Below are 17,524 nucleotides of genomic sequence, written 5' to 3'. Positions count from 1 at the left end.
TTTAAGAAACTGCTGAAAGCCAACGGACTTCCCGACCTGCACGTTCACGATCTCAGACACGCCAATGCTTCCCTGCTCATTAATATGGGCGTTCCGGTAAAGGTGATTTCCGAGCATCTCGGCCATAAGAATACCCTGACAACGGAGAATATTTACGCGCACATCTTTAACTCGACAAAAGCCAAGGCATCTGAGGCAATCAGCCAAGCGCTGACCTTCGATACGGAACAATTTAGGCCATGCACAGAATAATGGTATTACGCACAGAAAACACCAGCCGGTTCGGACTATTACAGAATTCCGAAAAAGCTGGTGTTTATTTTGTGTTTAAATTGGTAAAAAGCTACTCTACGCTACTATACGATACACAGTGCCATAGTCCACGAACCCGCATGAAACGGCACTTTTCAAACTTTGCTAAACGATGTTGGTGCAAGCCATGACGGTTCGAGAAAGAAAATATTAATACGTTAAGCGCTGAAAGTGAGTTGATTCTCACCATTTTAAGTTCCATTGCCGAAGAAGAACTACTATCTACTTCGCAGAATATCCGCTGGTCCAATCAAAAACGCTTTAAGCAAGGCAAACTGCATTTAGTGACAGAACGCTTTATGGGCTATGACAGAGATGGCAAAGGCGGGCTTGTTATTAATGAAGAACAGGCGGTTATTGTCCGCAGGGTATTTGATGAAAGCATATCCGGTAAGGGGGTAACGCTTATTGCAAGAGATTTAGAAGCAGATGGGATTAAGAATGTGTCAGGTGGTATCAGGTGGCAGCCTTCAGTAGTCTTAGGAATGCTTAAAAATGAAAAATATGTTGGTGATGCTCTTTTGCAAAAGACCGTCACTGCCAACAACATTACGTTCAAGAGAAAGACAAATAAGGGCGAAGCGCCGATGTACTATATCAAGGATAACCACCAGCCAATTATTGAAAGAGAAAAGTTTGAACTAGTTCAAGAACTGCTTGCTGAACGCGCGCGCGGGAAAGGTTATAGCCCGGAGATGGCTTGGAAATATAAAACAAGATATCCTTTTAGCCACAAGATTGTATGCGGCAATTGCGGCAGAGGGTTTAGGCACCAGATTCATAACTGTGCCAGCCCGTTCAGGAAGGGGTTTTGGGGATGTGCTAACTATATCGAGCGGCGAGTGACTACCTGTGATATGCGGCCGATAAAAAACAACACTATTGAGAAGTTATTCGTCCGTGTTTTCAATAAGCTGCTAATGAACAGACATCTGTTAGCGAACTTTTCTGCCACACTCAGACTAGTTAGCCATGCTAAAATTTCCGGTGGCAAGCTTGACGATATTAACGCTGAAATTGATAGCTTGCTAAAGCAAGAACATGTATTGCTGCAACTATATGAGAAAGGGGTGACAGACAAGACAATTCTGCGGATTGAACATGAGAAATTAATCGGCAAACTTGGAAATCGGAGAGCAGAACGCAACAGCATTATTCAAAAAATCGAAGGCCAGGACGAGAGGGTAAAACAAACTGATGAGCTTATATCGTTTTTTGAAGGGATAGATAACCCCATAGAGAGTTTTGACGAGGAACTTTTTGAAACCATTGTGGACAAGTTGATAGTCAAGGAGCGCGAATGCATTGTGTTTCGACTGAAAAACGGCATGGAACTTGAAGAACGATATAAATTGCAGCGCGGCGACGATAAAGTGTGAGGTGATGAGCATGGCATCAGTTCCTTCGTATCCATATGGCTATAAATTGAATTTCCGTGGCAAGAAAGAAGTGCATGAAGAAAGAGCCGCGGTTGTGAGACTGATTTATCAAAAATACATTCAGGGGATGAATCGATACGCAATCACCTGGTATCTAATAAACCATAAAATTATGCGGCCGCGCGGCGACTCCTGTGCATGGCAATACAGCATGGTTTCCAAGATTTTAACGGATGAAAGGTATCTGGGAAATGACAGCCGGTATCCGATGATTCTCGCTCGGGAAATATTTGAGGCGGCCCAAGATGTACGCCAAAAAGAGAAGAATAAAGCGATTGCTACAAGGCATGAAAGCTGTAATGAAAAAAGAATGTATCCATTTTCCGGCTTTATCAAGTGCGGAAGTTGCGACAGCAATTATATAAGAGGATTGCAACGGCAAAACAGTAGTACGAGAAAGGCAAGCTGGCGATGCCGAAACTATAGGCTTAAAAATGAGGGGAAATGTAAGGCGAGCGGTAATATTTATGAAGAGATGCTAGAGGTGGTTTGTATTGAAGCTTACAACAAGGTTCGAAGGGACTGGATTGAGGAGAAAGTTATTCCCAATACAAAAACTTGTTTGACTGACGCGGATAAATCATTGGAGCTATTGATTAAAGAAACAATTGATCAGATGAGGACCGCCGATGAAGCCAGGTTACAGGAACTACAAAACGACTTGAATGTGTTGATTAGCAAGCGGACGGCAAGCGATTGGGAGGCTGCTCCGCTGGATTTAACAGATTATGCAACCGAGAAAATTAGAAAGCATTTTGAGAAGCATCCCCTGCAGATGACAAAACTAGATATCGAGCGGTTCAAAGAAGTATTTGCAGAGATTGTAGCTCTCGAACCAGGTGAGCTGAAGCTGATTCTTAAAAACGGCACTGAAGTACATCGAAAATATAAACCAATGAGAGGACCGGTGAAAAATGCGAAAGAAAGTAGAAGTTATACCCGCCAAACAGCTCAAAGAGCTCAGAGGACTTGAGCCGACTGCCCAAACCAGAGTGTGTGCGTATTGCCGGGTTTCAACAGATAACGAAGATCAGCTTAGCTCTTTAGAAGCGCAGATCAAGTTTTACTCCAACCTAATCGCTAATAATCCTGCGTGGGAATTTGTAGGCATTTATGCTGATGAAGGAATTAGTGGCACGAATACTAAAAAGCGGGCAGAGTTTAACAAGATGATTGATGACTGTATGGCGGGGAAGATTGACATGATCATGACAAAATCAATCAGTCGATTTGCGCGCAATACTTTAGACTGCCTTCAGTATGTACGTCAACTGAAGGAAAAGAATATTGCTGTATTTTTTGAAAACATAAACGCCTATACTCGAAGAAAGCCGATGATACGGGCGTTTGTCGGGGTATAGATGAGCACTTGGTGTTTGGCTGGTGTTTGAATTTATTGAACGGTGTTGAATGAGGTTATACGAAACTGTTTTCCCCCTGGCTGAGTAAGCATGAGGTGGTGAATTCTTGTGTCACAGGCATAATGGGTTAATAAAGAGTTATTACTTGACAATTTCTTTAAGGTTTGGTATCCTTCAATAGGCTTCAAGAATACTCATGAAGCGTCATGAAAATATTGGGGGTTATGGGAGGAGTTATGGACTGGAACAATTATACCAATAATACGATTGATGACTATAGATCGGTTATGTCATTTGATGTAATAGAACAATACGATACTCAAACACTTGAAGTGAAAGAAACAATTTCTGAACTTGCATATCTTACACACGACTATTTTCGTTATTACGGTAAATTTCCATCGAAAATTGGTCGTCATATTATTGAAACTCTTTTATCTGAAGGCTCGATTAATCCTGAAGAAGATTTTGTTTTTGATAATTATGTTGGATCCGGAACATCGTTAGTCGAGGCAAAATTAGCGGGATTTGAGGCGGGTGGACTTGACATAAATCCATTTGCTGTATTGGCTTCTAATGTCAAAACATATAATTACGATGTTTCTCTACTTAAGACTATTTGGGGAAAGCTTGTAAAAGATATAAATGCATATTTACCAAGTGATATTGAACAAATTACTCTTATTGCTGAAAAAGCAAGTGACCATAGTGAAGAAATTGAAAATTTCAACAAAAAGATTTATCTTGAATTCCCTGATATTGAAAAGTGGTTTTCATCCGAATCTATCTTTGAACTTTCTGTAATTAAATTCTTTATATTACGACTTCCATCAGATAAGAATAGGGAGTTTTTTTCTCTTGCCTTTTTTGCTATTATTAGGCGAGTTTCTCGTGCATATGATGCTGAAGTTCGACCACATGTAAACCAGAAAAAGAAATTGCGAAGACCAATTGAAGCATATATGAAAAAAGTGAATGAAATGATAGATACTATGCAATCTTGGAATAGCGTCACAAATCATAATCTGGCATCGCGCTCCTTTGTATCCAGTAATACTGATATTGCAAAAGTGAATTCAATTATTTCTTCACTAAGCAATGAGTATCATAAGAAGTTAGGTTTAGTTATTTCACATCCACCCTATTTAAACTGTTTTGACTACATACCGGTTTACAGATTGAAATTCCTTTGGTCCGTCGGGTTTAGCGAAATATACGGAACCATGGACTATTCTTCAATAAAAAAATCAGAGATTAAATCCTACCCTGCTTCTACAGACAAACTGATCAATTCATACTTCCAGCACAACGTAGATGCATATAGAATAATATATGAAAATCTAAAACCGAATGGTTTATGCTGTGTCGTTATTGGAGACTGTACGATTAATAAAGAATTATTTAGTGTGCACAAAATATTTATAAAATGTGCAGAGAAAATTGGATTTAAGGTAGACCGAATAGTATACCGAACTACAAGTTATGGGCTGGGCCGATACGCCTATAAACACAAGGCTGATTATAACGAAAGTAAAGATGGTAAAAAAGATGCCATCTTGTATTTGCGCAAACCATAAAATAGGCCGCTAACCATCGCTGGGTTAGCGGCCTATTTTATAGCGCTGTTAATCTTAATTTTCCGGCGTCATAGGAAAAGTCTACATAAGCATTTGATTCTATATCAAAAAGAATGCGATTTTCGTATCTTTCAATTACTCTAAAGACAGCATCTCTAACATCAGCAGAGCGGCTGAATTCGTTTTTTGTTATTTTAGGTTGCATATTTTCAAATCCAAATGTTTGCTCAAACTCTTGAAATGCATTTATCATTATTGCATCGGGTACGATCAAGTTATGATCAATACAAGTTCTAATAACATTTCTGGATTTCGACTCCCAATGCGAAAACTCACATAATACTAAAATTGAGATGACCGTTTTTTGTTCTTCAGCAATATCTTCTTTTCCCCAATGCCCATCTATCTTCCGTCTAATATCCATTGCAACCAACGATGCCTGTTTTGCTTTTTCAATTGTTTGTGGGCCAGTTAAGCAATCCCAAAGAGATATGACAGCGTGATTGTTTTCGATTCTATCTAAAGTTACTATTTTGCATTTGCGTATTATGCCAGGAACTGTATTATACAACGTAGCTCTTGGCGAAACAATCGTAAGATTATTATGTTCATCAATAGCTATTCTGATGGAATCACCAGTCTGCATAGCTATTACTTCTGTGCCACATTCGATTGAAGCTTGATTGTTATTGACTTCGCGCAGGGAAATACTTATGTTGTGAGTTGCTTGTGTACGACTTGCAGAAAAAGATACTGAAAATGAATCGCCAATACCAATCCTTCGTAAGTGTCGCCCGTTACTACCTGATTTGGTTACCTCCACCCCAACACATTTACACTCAATCGAACCAAATAAACGGTCTTTTGTGAGAGGATTATCGAAAAAACCAAACTCAACTTTATGCCCTGCTGTTGTATAACCTTCTAGCTTCCCTTCTGTATCCAGATGGCGTAACAGCTGAGGATTGCGATATATCATCCCCATCGTTAAAATCTCTAGCATATCACCAATTTTGCGACCGATTTGGTGTCCCATAATATTGTATGACTCGATGTATTTAAAGAGACTCGTTAGATAGGGAAATTCACGTAACTCAGTTGCCATATCAATTATCATTTTTTACCCTCCTAGTGCCATAGTGGAAAAATATTCAGACATTTTAACTGACACACTCTTTAATCTTACTATATTTTCCTATATACTGTCTATTGTGAATATTTCATAGTGGACTATGCTACCACTAATGAAGAGATAGGCCACGGTATAGGTATAGGTATAGGAAAGATGTTCACGAATGAAAACTGAGTTAGGTTAATTTGATGCAATATATGCGTTAGCTGCGCTAGTTTCGTAACGAGAAGCGAGGGGATAAAATGAACGATCTACGGCTTTACTTTTCTGATTTTTTTGGAGTTGACGAGGATGTTGTTGAGTCCTATGGAGCAGTTAATATTTCCCTCATTAACGATTTGCCACTTTTTATTGACCCATTCCTACTCTTTAACAGCGAAAAGGAGCAATATCAAGAAATACATCGGGAAATTATCTCGTATCTGCTCTTTTTGCAAATGCAAGCAGAAAAATATCCTGAGGCACCTGCCGGGATGATGTCTTCGTGGTACATTTTCTCGGAAGTCAAGCAGACGTGGCTAGGATTCAGTCTTGATGGAAATTCCGGGCGTGGTTTGGGTAAAGACTTCGCTTTAAATTTACATAAAGGATTACAGACTGTTTTTAAGGATTTTGGCAAAGAAAAAATCACGAGAAGTCCCCACTTGGAAAAACTTTGCCTGATTAGCCATTTGGTTGGAAGAGATAAAATAAGCGACTTCACAACGAATTTTGCTAAACAGTATTTATTGAAATATACTTCGGATTTTGCGACCGAGTATTTGGATGCAAGTCAGTGCAAAAAGTTTAACGTTCCCAAGGTTGAGTTCAATTATGATACTATGACATGGAAAGCAAAGGAATATTTGCTCCCCTGTTTCAATGACGATTATGTTTTATTAACACCGAGGGATTTGTTAACCCGAGATGACACATTTATTAATAGAACCGATATGGTGCGCAATCTAAGGAATATTGCTTCGACTGTGGAGAACGATTCTTTGCGGTTTGAACTGAATAATTATTTTATGGATGTTCTTTCAAAGAAAAAGAAAGAAATGTCTCAGACCGAGAAGGATAAGGCTGCTGCTAGACTCATATTGGAGAATCCCGAACTTATTGACTATTACATAAAATATAAAGAAGACAACGAAGCAACAGCAACGTCCATTAGCAAACAGGTTGTGGAGCAGGTTAAACAGTTATTCAATACACAGCTTCAAGAACTTGTTAAACTGCTTGTTGATAGGACGGATTTTTATAAAGCGGAAGTTGATTCACGCCAGGAAGCCTATAACCGAGTGATGTTTTTGAAATCGGTTATTGAGGATATGGATGGATATCGCATTTTTTATCTCAGTGGAAAGCCGCTTAAGCGAGAAAGTGATTTGCAAGTCATGTATCGTCTTGTCTGGTTTGCAAGCGAAATGGATGTGAACCGCGAGGTAAATAACGGACGGGGGCCTGTTGATTTTAAGATATCCAAAGGTTCGGCGAATGCGACGCTTGTAGAATTTAAGCTTGCATCTAACAGCAAATTGAAAAATAACCTTGCAAAGCAGGTTGAAGTGTACAAAAAAGCAAATTGTACCGAACGTGCTATCAAAGTGATACTGTATTTTTCGGATGATGAATACAAAAAAGTATCAGCTGTTTTAACTGAATTGGGCTTGCAAAGCTGTAAAGATATTGTTTTGATAGATGCAAGCAATAATAAGCCTTCGGCTTCGAATGTAACAATTTGATGTTATTGCTTCTGGAAGATTTAACGCGCTTAAGAGAGGGGCTGAGTCCGTGATACCAATGATTTTTTTGAATACTGCATGGATGGAACGTTACGAAGGTCTATTAGGCAATGATAAAGAAATTCATGGTGGCGGCTCCTACGTTGAAGAATATGGTTATGGGCATGAAATCTTCAATTTCCAAAAAACACAAGGTAAAGTTTATGGGTACGCACAGCCGGGGGGATTTAATAACCTTCGAAGATTGGGTGCAAGTGAAGATGATGACTACATTGATGGCGTTTTGGTGATCTTTACGGCAACACACAAAGATGGCGGAACATATATAGTCGGTTGGTACAAAGAAGCAACGTTTTTTAAGGACTATCAGAAAACAAAACTAAAAGAAAGAAAATTTAGGGATGAATATATTGGATACTATGCCGTTGCCAATGCTGAAAATGCTACGTTGCTAAGTGTTGACGAGAGATTTTCTTTTCCTGTTATTCCAAGAAGAGTAAAAGGTGGTATGGGACAGTCCAATATCTGGTATGCAGATAGTGCTGAAATGTTAGGCTTTAAAAAAGACGTTTTGCAACATATCGAAAAGTATGAAAAAATAAAAAGCAAGAGGTCGCATAAATCTTTTTCGCGCCAAACTGATGCTCAAGCGAAGAAAAAAATTGAGAGTATAGCCATTACGGAAGTTACCAGAGAATATACGGAAAGAGGATTTATTGTAACTTCCCGTGAATCAGAGAATTTAGGTTGGGACTTAGAAGCTATTCACAAAAAAACGATATTAAGGATAGAGGTAAAAGGATTATCTGGTGAAAATATTTCTGTTGAGATAACTCCTAACGAATATAAAAAGATGAATGATTATTGGGAAAGTTATAGGCTGTGTGTTGTAACGGAGTGCACCGTAAATCCAACACTTCATGTGTTTTCATATTCAAGTGAAAAGAATACGTGGCTGAATGAAGATGGTGACGAGTTGATCATTGATCAGATTATTTCCGCTAAGTGCTATGTTTAAATATTTTTTTAAATATCAGTGGGCGGCACAGCTGATATTGACCCGGTAGGGGGTATCAAATCTCTACGGCCTTTACCCCCCCCAGACCGCCGCCCCCCTTCACGCGAAAAATCGCAGAATTACGCAGGGGGGATACCCCGTTTGCCCCCGAAAGCCAGTATTTTTAGTGGTTCGGGGGTTTTTATTTCGCTGAATAGTACCGCTGGGCGCAGAAAAAGACATAGAAAAAACTTATAAATCTGATGGTTTTAGCCGTATTTTTCTGTAAAACTACTGCATGTTTTAATTTTGATTTTTGATTTTTGAAAAATTCACGCGAAAGGCCGGACGCGCTCTCCTGCTGAGAAGCGGCAGAGAATCAAACCGCCCCTCCCTTTTATCAAAAATAATCTTCTTGCTATCTGTGTCAATCAGAGGCATATATGTAGTAACCAAAGCAGAAGGGCGGGTGCTACGTATGAAATTGAAGATTCCCTATAGCGTCAAAGGAAAAGAACGCCAAAAATTAGCGCAGGCGGTCAGCGAAGTATTAAACACAGTGGCTCGCTACCAAGGCGTCCCAAGCTACGCCTATGAAATCGGCGGGTGCCTTCTGGACAGGCAGGGTACGCTCCATATCGGTAGCGAGGTGGATAGCGAAACCGTCCAACGGTTGCTGACCTATCTGGCTGAGCAAGGTTTTGTCGGTGAAGCGGAGGACAATGCCGACCAAGAGCATAGCGGCTTTGTGGTTTCGATGCCCAAGGGCAGCTTTACCGACAAGGCGCTGAACAACTTAAGCCGCTTGGCTCAAAGCAAGGGCGCTCTGTTCGGCAGAGCCTTCGGTGTGGATGTCCCGATTGTTTTTAGTCAAGCGAAATTCCGAAAAAAATCGTGCAAAAATCCGAAATTCACCTTTCGGAAATCCGAAAAAAATCGCGGGTCATTTTTGCCTCATGAGGGCATGTTTCATGCGGTAGCTTTCCCCTTCAAACAGTAGTAGGTGTCCGTGGTGGGCTAGTCGGTCAATCATGGCTGCCGCCATCTGGTCATCTGTGAAGATGCTGCCCCACTTGGAGAATTCAAGGTTGGTCGTCAAAATCAGGCTTTTGCTTTCATAACTGTCGGCAATGACCCGGAATAACAGCTGCGATCCTTCTTTGTCCACCGGTACATAGCCCCATTCATCCAGAATCAATAGGTCCAGTTTCTGCAATTCCCGTACCAGCCGCTCCAATGTGCCGGCGCGCCTTGCTTCCGCTAGACGCAGCACCATCTCCGTCACTGAGGCGAACTTTGTATTGAGGCCCTGCTCACAAGCCTTGACGCCAAGAGCGATGGCCAAATGGGTTTTTCCGGTGCCGACCGGGCCAAACAGCACCAGATTCTTCTTTTCTGCTACAAAGCTGCAACTGGTGAGTTCTTCCCGGGTCAGAGCCGCAGGAAACTTTATGCCGCGAAAGTCGTAGTCTTCAAAAGTTTTGTAAACCGGAAAACCTGCTCGTTGCATCAGGCGTTGTCGCCTGCTTTTCTCCCGGGCCGCAACTTCTTCCGTCAAAACTCGGTGCAAAAACTCTTCCTGTTTTGGAGTGGCTTCCTGTTCACACAGTTCAACAATCCGGCGGCTAAGCATCATCTGACGGCAACACGCTGTAATTTCTGCCCGCACTTCTTCCCGCTGTTTGGCAGTAATCATTGTATTTCACCGCCTTCGACCCGAAGCAGTCGGTCATACTGCGCAAGATCCGGCCCCAGTTCCGGAGGCGTATCCAGCCCATACCCAGCAAGTCTTGCCGCCAGCACTGCTGTATCGCACAAATTCAGGCTGCCGCGTTTCACGGCTTCTTCCATCGCCTGCATTGCAGTGTCAAATCCGTAACGATCCGACAATGTGGACAAGAGTTGCAGGCTCTTTCTGAGGTCGGTGCGGCTTTGTTCATCCAAGGTTTGCCTCAAAGGCTCCGAAAAGGTACTGCGTAGTCCGCTGTTTCGCCAGGCTCCCGTATTCTTGAGCAGCAGAGCCAAGCTGGTGCTGTGATCAAGATGGTCACTGCGCTCGCTGGAAAAACTGCGAAGATGACTGACCAGCACACTACCGTCCGCACGCAGAATGTCGATGGTGTGGGCCCGAATGCCGATTAAAACACTTTGTCCGGCCCATTCCGGCGTAGTGGAGTAGTAATGTTTTCCATCCAGACAGACCTTGCCGTAACCATCCGCCCGCGCGTATTCATAACGGCATACATTGAATCGCTGGCGCGGCAGCGGCAAAAGCGCCGCCCTGTCGGTCGCAAACAGAGTCTCTTCTGGCAGTTGCTTTTTGTAGTGGGCCTTTTGCATCAGCTTTTGCCCTTGCTCCAGCAGGCGACGATTAAATATCGGCAAGTCGTCAACATAGGGAACCGGCACAAACAGATTGGACCGGATATAGCCCACTTTGCGTTCCACATTGCCTTTTTCGTGGCCGGAGGCTGGGTTGCAAAACGACAGCTCAAATCCGTGATGCGCCTTGAACCGCCGGAACAGTTCGGTCAATCGTACCTGGTCGCCGATCCGGCGGCCAACGCCGGTGGCATTGTCAAAGATCAGCCTTGTGGGAACGCCGCCGATGGATTCGAAGATATCCTGCAGTCCCTGGCAGACGCACTCCGCCGTTTCCCCGCCGAAGACCTGAGTCAAACCGCCATTGCTATGCGGGAAGGAAACGCAAAGATATTTGCGCGAGATTCGTCCTGTCAGCGTGTCGAAGTCGGCTTCGCCAAAATCGACCTGCGATTCACCTGGCGGCCAGACCAGTTCAAGAAATCCGGGCGACTGTTTTTTAGCCTCCCGCACCTGCTTCACATAACGTTGAACGATCGGGTAGGAGCCGGTAAACCCGGGACATTCCTCATTGAGCCGGTCGAAGATTCGTTTTGCCGTGTGCCGCTGCTTGTATCGTGTTTTCCGATCTTCTTCCAACCAGCCATCGATGACCGGTTTCCATGGGTCGAGTTTGGACTCAGTGAGGCGAACTACTGGCGGTTTAGGCGAATAGCATTCTTGCTGCATGTATTTGACAACAGTTTTCCAGTCTACAGATAATTTGCGGGCGATTTCTGAAGGACTTAATCCTCGCAGTTGAAGTTCTTTGATCGTTTCGATTTGATCCATGGAGAGCATCGTTCCTTTCTCCCTTCCTCATCATAGCAGTGCCTGATAAAGAAGTTCGTGATTTGTGGTGCGTAATCTTTTTCGGATTTCCCAATGCTCTTTTTCGGATTTCGACACGATTTTTTTCGCCATATTTAGTCTATATTAAACAGTCCCGATGCCTTTGATCAACGGGGATACGGTCAGCTTCCCTTGGTTCCCCAAGACCACAGAGCCGGACGAGATTAACGCCTATACCCAGTTTGTCGACAAGCTGTGCGATATGGCGAGAGCGCTAAAGTGGGCGATTGCTCAAACGGTGGAAACGGACAACGACAAATACGCCTTCCGCTGCTTTCTCCTGCGGCTTGGTTTTATCGGGGGCGAGTATAAAATGGCGCGGAAGATATTGCTCCACAACCTCGATGGCGATGGCGCGTTCCGCAGAAAGAAGTAAAAAACAGGAGGCAGTGCTTTGGTGGCACCGTCTCCTGCTTTTTTGCTTTTCTAGGCCATCTGCAATACCTTGACCGCTTCCGGCAGAATCAGCTTGCCGTCCAGACGTTCATAGGCTGTGAAGCCGATTTGCCCTTGAACAGCATACATTTCATTCAATCGCTTAATGGTCAGCGGCTGGCGCTCAATTACCCAGTAGTAGGAGAGATCACCGAAAGCGATCGCCTTTTTACCTGTTGTTGGGGCGGGCATAGCCAGCGATGTGACGACAGGCTTGCCGAAGATGGTTTCGCGCTCGGCGTTCCACAGGGGATTGCCTACGCTGTCTTTTAGCGTCCGCAGCGCCATTGCGGTATCGTCATGCATGAGGAATACGGCGTTGGCGCGGTGTTCGGCTTTCAGCGAGAAGTAGAGTTTGGTCAGTTCGTCATAGGTGATGGCAGTCGCGTTTGCCGCCGTAACGCCAACCTCCGCGCCGCTGCCGCTGAGTAATCCGGTGGGCTGGTTGGTTCCTGTGCCGTTTAGAAAGGCCGCTTCCTCGGCTCTGCCGAAACGTCTGGCAAAAGCGGTTACGAGATAGTTTTCAAGGTCGAAGGCATTATCGCTTACAAAGGAATTCTTCAGCCGGACAAGGCTGGCCAGCTTGTAGGAATAGACCGGAAACGGCAGAATGGTATCGGAACTTTCCGGAATCGTCGCGCCCTCTGCTACCCAGTCTGCTGTCCCGGTGGAGGTGACCGCTTGGATAGTTCCGTCCGGCGAGGTGGTGTTGACCACAGTGGCGAGCCTGCGGAATACGTTGTCTTTGGCCAGCGCCTGGTCGAACTTGGCTTTAAACTCATCGGGCGGCATATACGAATCGGCGCTAACGGCCTTGCTCGACAAGACGGGAAGGTCGGCTTTTTTGCCCCGCATCATGTTCCAGAAATTGTGTTCATAGGTGTAGTTCATCATATTGTTTTCCTCCTGACATTTTTTAGATTAGGCCCATTGACGGGCGGCGCAGTAGTCCAGCATTTGCGCGTAGGTGTCGAAATACTGCCCGGAGCCGCGATGCTCAATGCACCAAAGCTTTCCCCAGTCGGGATGCTTGCAGCGCATAATGATCGCGGCTTCTTTTACGTTTTGCGGCAGGACTCGGATTACTTCAAAGTTGTCCAAGTCCAGTCCAATCCACAGGTATCGTTCCTGCTCTTGGCTGATTTGCATTTTGCTCACCTCCTTACTTTTTTCTGAATATCACATGGTTTTTTATCGTAAAGCCACACTTCGACGCACTCCTCAAAACCCGCTAAAATAAAGGACTTTTAGGCTTTGTCGCAGGTTGTCGCAAGTAAAATAGGTCATCCCTTACGAGAAGCGATTTTTGAAACAACCTGTTTTTGCTGCGACAACCTGCGACAAGGTGTGTTTTAGAGAAATTCGCTGTGCAGCTTATAGCCAATTAAAAGTGTGGTTTCACTGCCGCCCTCGCGTGGTCTTCGGCGGGTGACGGTGGCGGTGGACATGAGCGCCTGTTTAAAATTCTTGATGTTCTCGGTGTAGTGGCCGTTTTCCGCGCACCAGCGCTGGTACCGGAAGTAGACCGAGGAAGTGCGTTCTTCACCGTTGGGGTCTTTCTCCAGCGCATCTTCCATAAACAGGGCAATCTTATCGCTGTCGTGGCGGTAAGCGTCGGTGGCGGCTTTGACTGAGTCCGGCTGCGTAAAGCCTTCTTCGGCAAGGAGACGGTAGCCCTTGACCAGCCAGTTGAGGATGGCGCTCTGATTCTTTGCCTTGGCGAATTCCCGCTTTAGCGTTTTGTCCTGCTCGGATTCGGCAAAATGGCGCTCAAAGGGGATGATGATCACACGCCCACTGGAGAAAAGCGTCATGTCGTTGATCACAGGCAGGTAGTTGGCGTTAATGTACAGCTTGAATTGCGGCGCGAAGTCGAAGGAATTCTCATGCAGGAAACGGGCATTGATGGTGTCGTTGCCTGTCATGCTTTTTACCTGCGCGGCATTCAACACCAATCCCCGGCTGGGTTCGGAGATATTGGCGAACCGCACTCCGGCGAGCCGGGCGATGTCCTCGGAAGGATTGGCGCTATTCGTATTGTTCTTTAGGCTGATGGTTTCCGGTCTTGCGGTGCAGCCATAGCTGCCGAGTACCCTTAGCACACTTTCGCAAAGCGTACCCTTGCCGTTGCGTGTGGTCGCTCCATACAGGACGAATAGGCACTCATAGCGGGTATCGCCGCTGATGCCATAGCCAAGAGCCTTTTGCAAAAACCTTGCTTTGTCGGCATCGCCGCTGGTGATTTCATTTACAAAGCCTTCAAAGCGCTCGCAGCGAGAGACGGGGTCATATTTGACCGGGGATATTTTCGTCAGCCGATCTTCACTGGCGTGGGGCGTAAATTCCATAGTGTCAAGGTGCAGCGTTCCATTGGCGCAGTTGAAGATGAAAGGATCGCGGTCAAACTCGCTCATAGCAATGGGGTAAACCCCCTGCGCGTCCTTTAGCACCACTTCGCGGTATTTGCGCTGCTGCCACCTGCGGCAGTAGTCGATGAAGGCATTGCGCTGGCGCTCGTCTTGAATGTCCACAGCGTAGATGAGAAGCGCATCGGCCAGTTCTTTGCATAGTTCCATTACCTTGAGGTTTCCCGTATCCGGTTTCCAGATGCCGCCGCCATAGCAGTACCAGATTCTCCGTTCCGGCACATAGCGGGCCACAGACTGGTAGCAGTCGGCAAACAGGCGGCTTGCGCCGATGTCCGTCCAGGCATATCGGTCATTACTTTCGGGCCGCAGGGTTTTCAAGTCTTGGACGGTGTCGTTAAAATCATCGGAAGCCGAGCGCCCGGCGATGGGTTTATAAAATTCCGCAGCCAGCGCCACAGCGTTACCCAAGGTGAATGCGCCGTAGGTGGAGCCGCACAGCGGGCGATTCCATTTGCCGCGCATCAAGCCGGACTGCCGAAACAGCCTGTCCATTTGCTGGACATCCCCGCCGCACCAAAAGGCCAAGATTCCCGCCAGCGCCATATCCGCATCGCTTGGGCTGTCATAGCCGGAAATGTCTCCGTTCCACAGCTTGCAGAATTTCTCGGCTTGCTTGGACTGTGCGAGTTTCTCCAGCACCGATGTGTCCGAGAGATAAGATTTTCCGGTATTCGGCTTTGCGGTTCCTATTGGCTTCGGACGCTTCATGTACTTGTCCAGCACTGTCCTAAGCGCTTCGCTGCGTTCTTCGATATTGCGGGCGCGAAGGACGTTTCCGGTGACGGTCAGGAACTTGTTTGTCGCACCGCAGACGTATACTTCCAAGCCGATTTTCCGGTTGTTGATATAATAGAAGGCTTTATCATATTCGAAGCCTTCGGCGGAGAACAAGATGCGTACTCCTTTGCCGGAGGGACTCAGTTCCGCATAGCTGTCCATGGTTTCTACCACATCCGTAGCAAGCGGAGTCAGCGTTCCGTCCGCCTTGACGCAGTGGTCGATGTCAATGGCAGACAAACCGTCGAACACGCCCACGCCAAGACCGTCATAGCTGCCTACCTGCGCAATGGCAGTGGCGTAATCGCAAAAGGTGCCTTTGTTGTTGGACTGCGCCCGGCTTCGGGTACGCATATCGTAGGGCACCTTGGTCGGCTTGCCATCGCGCTGTTCCAGCTTATAGCCGCAGAAACTTCCTGTGGTTTTTAGGCTTTGCGGCAGGTTGTCGTACATCGCTTTCCCTCCTTTCTTCGCGGAATGTGTTTGCCATAGTTAGCCTTCAAAGCCATTTGCGCCAAGGGCAGATAGCTGCTCGCACAGCCTGTCGTAATTGATGAGGGCTTTTTTGCCTACATAAATGACGGGCAATTTTCCCGCTTTGAGGAGCAGTCTGAGTGCGTGTTCGGGGAGAATACCCGTTCTTGCGGTTTCTCTGATCGTCAGCATGGTCGGTTTTTTGTGTTCCATGAAATTCTCTCCTTCCGTGAGTTTCTATACATTATTATATAACGAACGGTGAGAAAATTCAATGGTTAATCTCACAGAAGGTTATCCAAGGAAGCGATACGCCATAAAACAATCTAACAAAATGTTATAAGTCGCTTGACTGGGTTAACAGTTAGTGATAATATAAAGCTGCGAGGTGATAGAAATGTTTGCTGATAGACTGAAAGAAATTCGTACTGAAAAAGGCATTACGCAGGTTCAGCTTGCCGAAACGATGGGTGTATCCAAAGGCACAGTTGCCATGTGGGAAACAGGCAAACGGGAGCCGAACTTTGAAACGCTCAATGAGTTGTCCGAAATATTCGATAAGCGCATCGACTACATTTTAGGCTACTCCAACGATGCTTCTTCTCCGAAAATGACCGAGGAGGACATTGAGCAGCTTGGCGTGTGGGCAGCGGAAGACAGCTTCAATGAAACGGTGACCGCATACCTCAGGCTTGATGAATATGGCAAAGCTGCTGTCGAGAGCCTTATCCGCGCGGAAATGGTTAGATGCCATGAGCAGGAAACTCTGCTCCCGGCAAGCGGCTTTTCGGTAGATATCCGACTGAAAAAGGATGTGAAGGACGATGCCGAGTGTAAATAAGCGGGGCGATACCTTCCGCATCATGGTGTCCCTTGGCTATGATCTCAAAGGACGCCAAATCAGAAAGACCACAACATTCACGCCGCCGGAAGGCGTTACTCCCGGCAAGGCTGAAAAGCTGGCGCTGGCCTTTGCTCACGAATTTGAGAAGAAGTGCCAAGGCATGGCGAATATGAACGAGAACATTCGCTTTGTGGAACTTGTGGATTGGTATTACGAGCAGATCGCGCCGCACAAGCTGAAGGAAAATACCATGTACGGCAATCGGAAACTGATTGATTTGTATGTCCTTCCCTACATCGGCCATCTGAAGCTGAAGGATGTAACCACAGCAAGGATTGATGAACTGTTCAATCTTCTGCTCAAAAACGGCAGAACGACTGAAACCTACCGCTTGAAAGACCCCGCTTATCTGCCGAAAGGCTCATGGCGTCCCACTTCAAGAAAGGCAGGCGTGACGATGCCCACATTGAGGGAGGCGGCTCGTGGGACTGCGGTCACCAAGCCGACTGCTGAGAAAATCGCGACGGCAATCGGGAAAAAGCTAAAGGATGCCTTCGCTCTGGAAAAGAGTGGCGGCGGCTTAGACCCGCAGACGATTATCCGAGTGCGGACAGCAACGTCTCCCATTTTCTCCACAGCTGTCAAAAAGGAGATTATGTTCAAGAATCCAGTGACAAATGCAACCTCGCCCAAGCGGGATGAAAAAGAGAAGCTGTTTCTGGATGCCGATGGCTGCAGACAGCTTCTTGGTATTTTAGACGGGCCGAACAATCCACAGGTGGGCAGAGCCATTGCCATGCTGCTCTATAC

At 45.7% G+C, this 17,524-nt stretch carries 17 protein-coding genes and 1 pseudogene; 11 read left to right on the top strand and 7 right to left on the bottom strand.

Annotation, left to right across the window (positions count from 1 at the left end; translation table 11 throughout):
* The 5 genes from C508_RS0116660 to C508_RS0116640 all read left to right on the top strand — a co-directional run.
* A partial coding sequence (locus C508_RS0116660; RefSeq protein WP_018704711.1) for a tyrosine-type recombinase/integrase occupies positions 1-252 on the top strand: 252 nt, incomplete at its 5' end.
* Positions 253-488: 236 nt separating this feature from the next.
* Positions 489-1,691, top strand: a complete 1,203-nt coding sequence (locus C508_RS19080) for a recombinase family protein (protein WP_018704710.1) — start codon at positions 489-491, stop codon at positions 1,689-1,691.
* Positions 1,692-1,701: 10 nt separating this feature from the next.
* Positions 1,702-2,724 (top strand): recombinase family protein, encoded by a 1,023-nt coding sequence (locus C508_RS0116650; protein WP_018704709.1) that lies wholly within the window; start codon positions 1,702-1,704, stop codon positions 2,722-2,724.
* A complete protein-coding gene (locus tag C508_RS0116645; RefSeq protein WP_018704708.1) occupies positions 2,666-3,112 on the top strand; it encodes a recombinase family protein in 447 nt (148 codons plus the stop codon). Before C508_RS0116650 ends, C508_RS0116645 begins: the two co-directional genes overlap by 59 nt.
* A gap of 236 nt (positions 3,113-3,348) precedes the next feature.
* Positions 3,349-4,689 (top strand): TRM11 family methyltransferase, encoded by a 1,341-nt coding sequence (locus C508_RS0116640; RefSeq protein WP_018704707.1) that lies wholly within the window; start codon positions 3,349-3,351, stop codon positions 4,687-4,689.
* Positions 4,690-4,726: 37 nt separating this feature from the next.
* On the opposite strand, the gene C508_RS0116635 is transcribed toward C508_RS0116640, so the two are convergent.
* Positions 4,727-5,806, bottom strand: coding sequence for a hypothetical protein (locus tag C508_RS0116635; RefSeq protein WP_018704706.1), 1,080 nt, complete (start codon positions 5,804-5,806; stop codon positions 4,727-4,729).
* A 257-nt stretch (positions 5,807-6,063) separates the two neighbouring features.
* Between C508_RS0116635 and C508_RS0116630 the strand changes: the two genes are divergently transcribed.
* The 3 genes from C508_RS0116630 (at position 6,064) to C508_RS0116620 (ending at position 9,542) form a co-directional block, all read left to right on the top strand.
* Positions 6,064-7,545, top strand: a complete 1,482-nt coding sequence (locus C508_RS0116630) for a DUF8370 family protein (RefSeq protein WP_018704705.1) — start codon at positions 6,064-6,066, stop codon at positions 7,543-7,545.
* A 58-nt stretch (positions 7,546-7,603) separates the two neighbouring features.
* On the top strand, positions 7,604-8,563 hold the full coding sequence (locus tag C508_RS19705) for a protein NO VEIN domain-containing protein (RefSeq protein ID WP_245553748.1): 960 nt from the start codon (positions 7,604-7,606) through the stop codon (positions 8,561-8,563).
* Between the two features lie 457 nt (positions 8,564-9,020).
* On the top strand, positions 9,021-9,542 hold the full coding sequence (locus C508_RS0116620; protein ID WP_018704703.1) for a hypothetical protein: 522 nt from the start codon (positions 9,021-9,023) through the stop codon (positions 9,540-9,542).
* Here C508_RS0116620 and istB read toward each other — a convergent pair.
* Together istB and istA are read right to left on the bottom strand one after the other, a co-directional pair.
* Entirely contained in the window at positions 9,486-10,238 is a 753-nt protein-coding gene (gene istB / locus C508_RS0116615; RefSeq protein WP_018704702.1) for an IS21-like element helper ATPase IstB, read from the bottom strand. The two genes, C508_RS0116620 and istB, sit on opposite strands and share 57 nt — an antisense overlap.
* Positions 10,235-11,695, bottom strand: coding sequence for an IS21 family transposase (istA, locus tag C508_RS0116610; protein WP_156817669.1), 1,461 nt, complete (start codon positions 11,693-11,695; stop codon positions 10,235-10,237). The genes istB and istA overlap by 4 nt, the downstream gene beginning before the upstream one ends.
* A gap of 163 nt (positions 11,696-11,858) precedes the next feature.
* Between istA and C508_RS0116605 the strand changes: the two genes are divergently transcribed.
* Positions 11,859-12,131, top strand: a complete 273-nt coding sequence (locus C508_RS0116605) for a hypothetical protein (RefSeq protein ID WP_156817668.1) — start codon at positions 11,859-11,861, stop codon at positions 12,129-12,131.
* A gap of 50 nt (positions 12,132-12,181) precedes the next feature.
* Here the strand turns inward: C508_RS0116605 and C508_RS0116600 are convergent.
* The 4 genes and pseudogenes from C508_RS0116600 to C508_RS0116585 all read right to left on the bottom strand — a co-directional run.
* A pseudogene (locus tag C508_RS0116600) lies at positions 12,182-13,087 on the bottom strand (phage major capsid protein); the annotation flags it as partial.
* Positions 13,088-13,111: 24 nt separating this feature from the next.
* Complete coding sequence (locus C508_RS0116595) at positions 13,112-13,339, bottom strand: hypothetical protein (protein ID WP_018704698.1); 228 nt, start codon at positions 13,337-13,339, stop codon at positions 13,112-13,114.
* A gap of 203 nt (positions 13,340-13,542) precedes the next feature.
* Positions 13,543-15,849, bottom strand: a complete 2,307-nt coding sequence (locus tag C508_RS0116590; protein ID WP_018704697.1) for a phage/plasmid primase, P4 family — start codon at positions 15,847-15,849, stop codon at positions 13,543-13,545.
* A gap of 39 nt (positions 15,850-15,888) precedes the next feature.
* Entirely contained in the window at positions 15,889-16,083 is a 195-nt protein-coding gene (locus C508_RS0116585) for a hypothetical protein (RefSeq protein WP_018704696.1), read from the bottom strand.
* Positions 16,084-16,267: 184 nt separating this feature from the next.
* Here C508_RS0116585 and C508_RS19990 point away from each other — a divergent pair, with 184 nt between their 5' ends.
* Both C508_RS19990 and C508_RS0116575 read left to right on the top strand, forming a co-directional pair.
* Positions 16,268-16,711 (top strand): helix-turn-helix transcriptional regulator, encoded by a 444-nt coding sequence (locus C508_RS19990; RefSeq protein WP_018704695.1) that lies wholly within the window; start codon positions 16,268-16,270, stop codon positions 16,709-16,711.
* Positions 16,695-17,524 (top strand): tyrosine-type recombinase/integrase (locus C508_RS0116575; RefSeq protein ID WP_018704694.1); only part of this gene is annotated, 830 nt, incomplete at its 3' end. The genes C508_RS19990 and C508_RS0116575, both read left to right, overlap by 17 nt.

Source organism: Anaeromusa acidaminophila DSM 3853, assembly GCF_000374545.1.
GTDB classification, from domain to species: Bacteria; Bacillota; Negativicutes; order Anaeromusales; family Anaeromusaceae; genus Anaeromusa; species Anaeromusa acidaminophila.
The sequence above is the reverse complement of the archived record's forward strand: the minus strand, read 5'-3'. Positions and strand labels throughout refer to the sequence as shown.

Coding starts and splice junctions, on each gene's coding strand:
- C508_RS0116650 (WP_018704709.1), top strand. CDS start 1,702: ATGGCATCAGTTCCTTCGTATCCATATGGCTATAAATTGAATTTCCGT.
- C508_RS0116645 (WP_018704708.1), top strand. CDS start 2,666: ATGCGAAAGAAAGTAGAAGTTATACCCGCCAAACAGCTCAAAGAGCTC.
- C508_RS0116640 (WP_018704707.1), top strand. CDS start 3,349: ATGGACTGGAACAATTATACCAATAATACGATTGATGACTATAGATCG.
- C508_RS0116635 (WP_018704706.1), bottom strand. CDS start 5,806: ATGATAATTGATATGGCAACTGAGTTACGTGAATTTCCCTATCTAACG.
- C508_RS0116630 (WP_018704705.1), top strand. CDS start 6,064: ATGAACGATCTACGGCTTTACTTTTCTGATTTTTTTGGAGTTGACGAG.
- C508_RS19705 (WP_245553748.1), top strand. CDS start 7,604: ATGATTTTTTTGAATACTGCATGGATGGAACGTTACGAAGGTCTATTA.
- C508_RS0116620 (WP_018704703.1), top strand. CDS start 9,021: ATGAAATTGAAGATTCCCTATAGCGTCAAAGGAAAAGAACGCCAAAAA.
- istB (WP_018704702.1), bottom strand. CDS start 10,238: ATGATTACTGCCAAACAGCGGGAAGAAGTGCGGGCAGAAATTACAGCG.
- istA (WP_156817669.1), bottom strand. CDS start 11,695: ATGGATCAAATCGAAACGATCAAAGAACTTCAACTGCGAGGATTAAGT.
- C508_RS0116595 (WP_018704698.1), bottom strand. CDS start 13,339: ATGCAAATCAGCCAAGAGCAGGAACGATACCTGTGGATTGGACTGGAC.
- C508_RS0116590 (WP_018704697.1), bottom strand. CDS start 15,849: ATGTACGACAACCTGCCGCAAAGCCTAAAAACCACAGGAAGTTTCTGC.
- C508_RS0116585 (WP_018704696.1), bottom strand. CDS start 16,083: ATGGAACACAAAAAACCGACCATGCTGACGATCAGAGAAACCGCAAGA.
- C508_RS19990 (WP_018704695.1), top strand. CDS start 16,268: ATGTTTGCTGATAGACTGAAAGAAATTCGTACTGAAAAAGGCATTACG.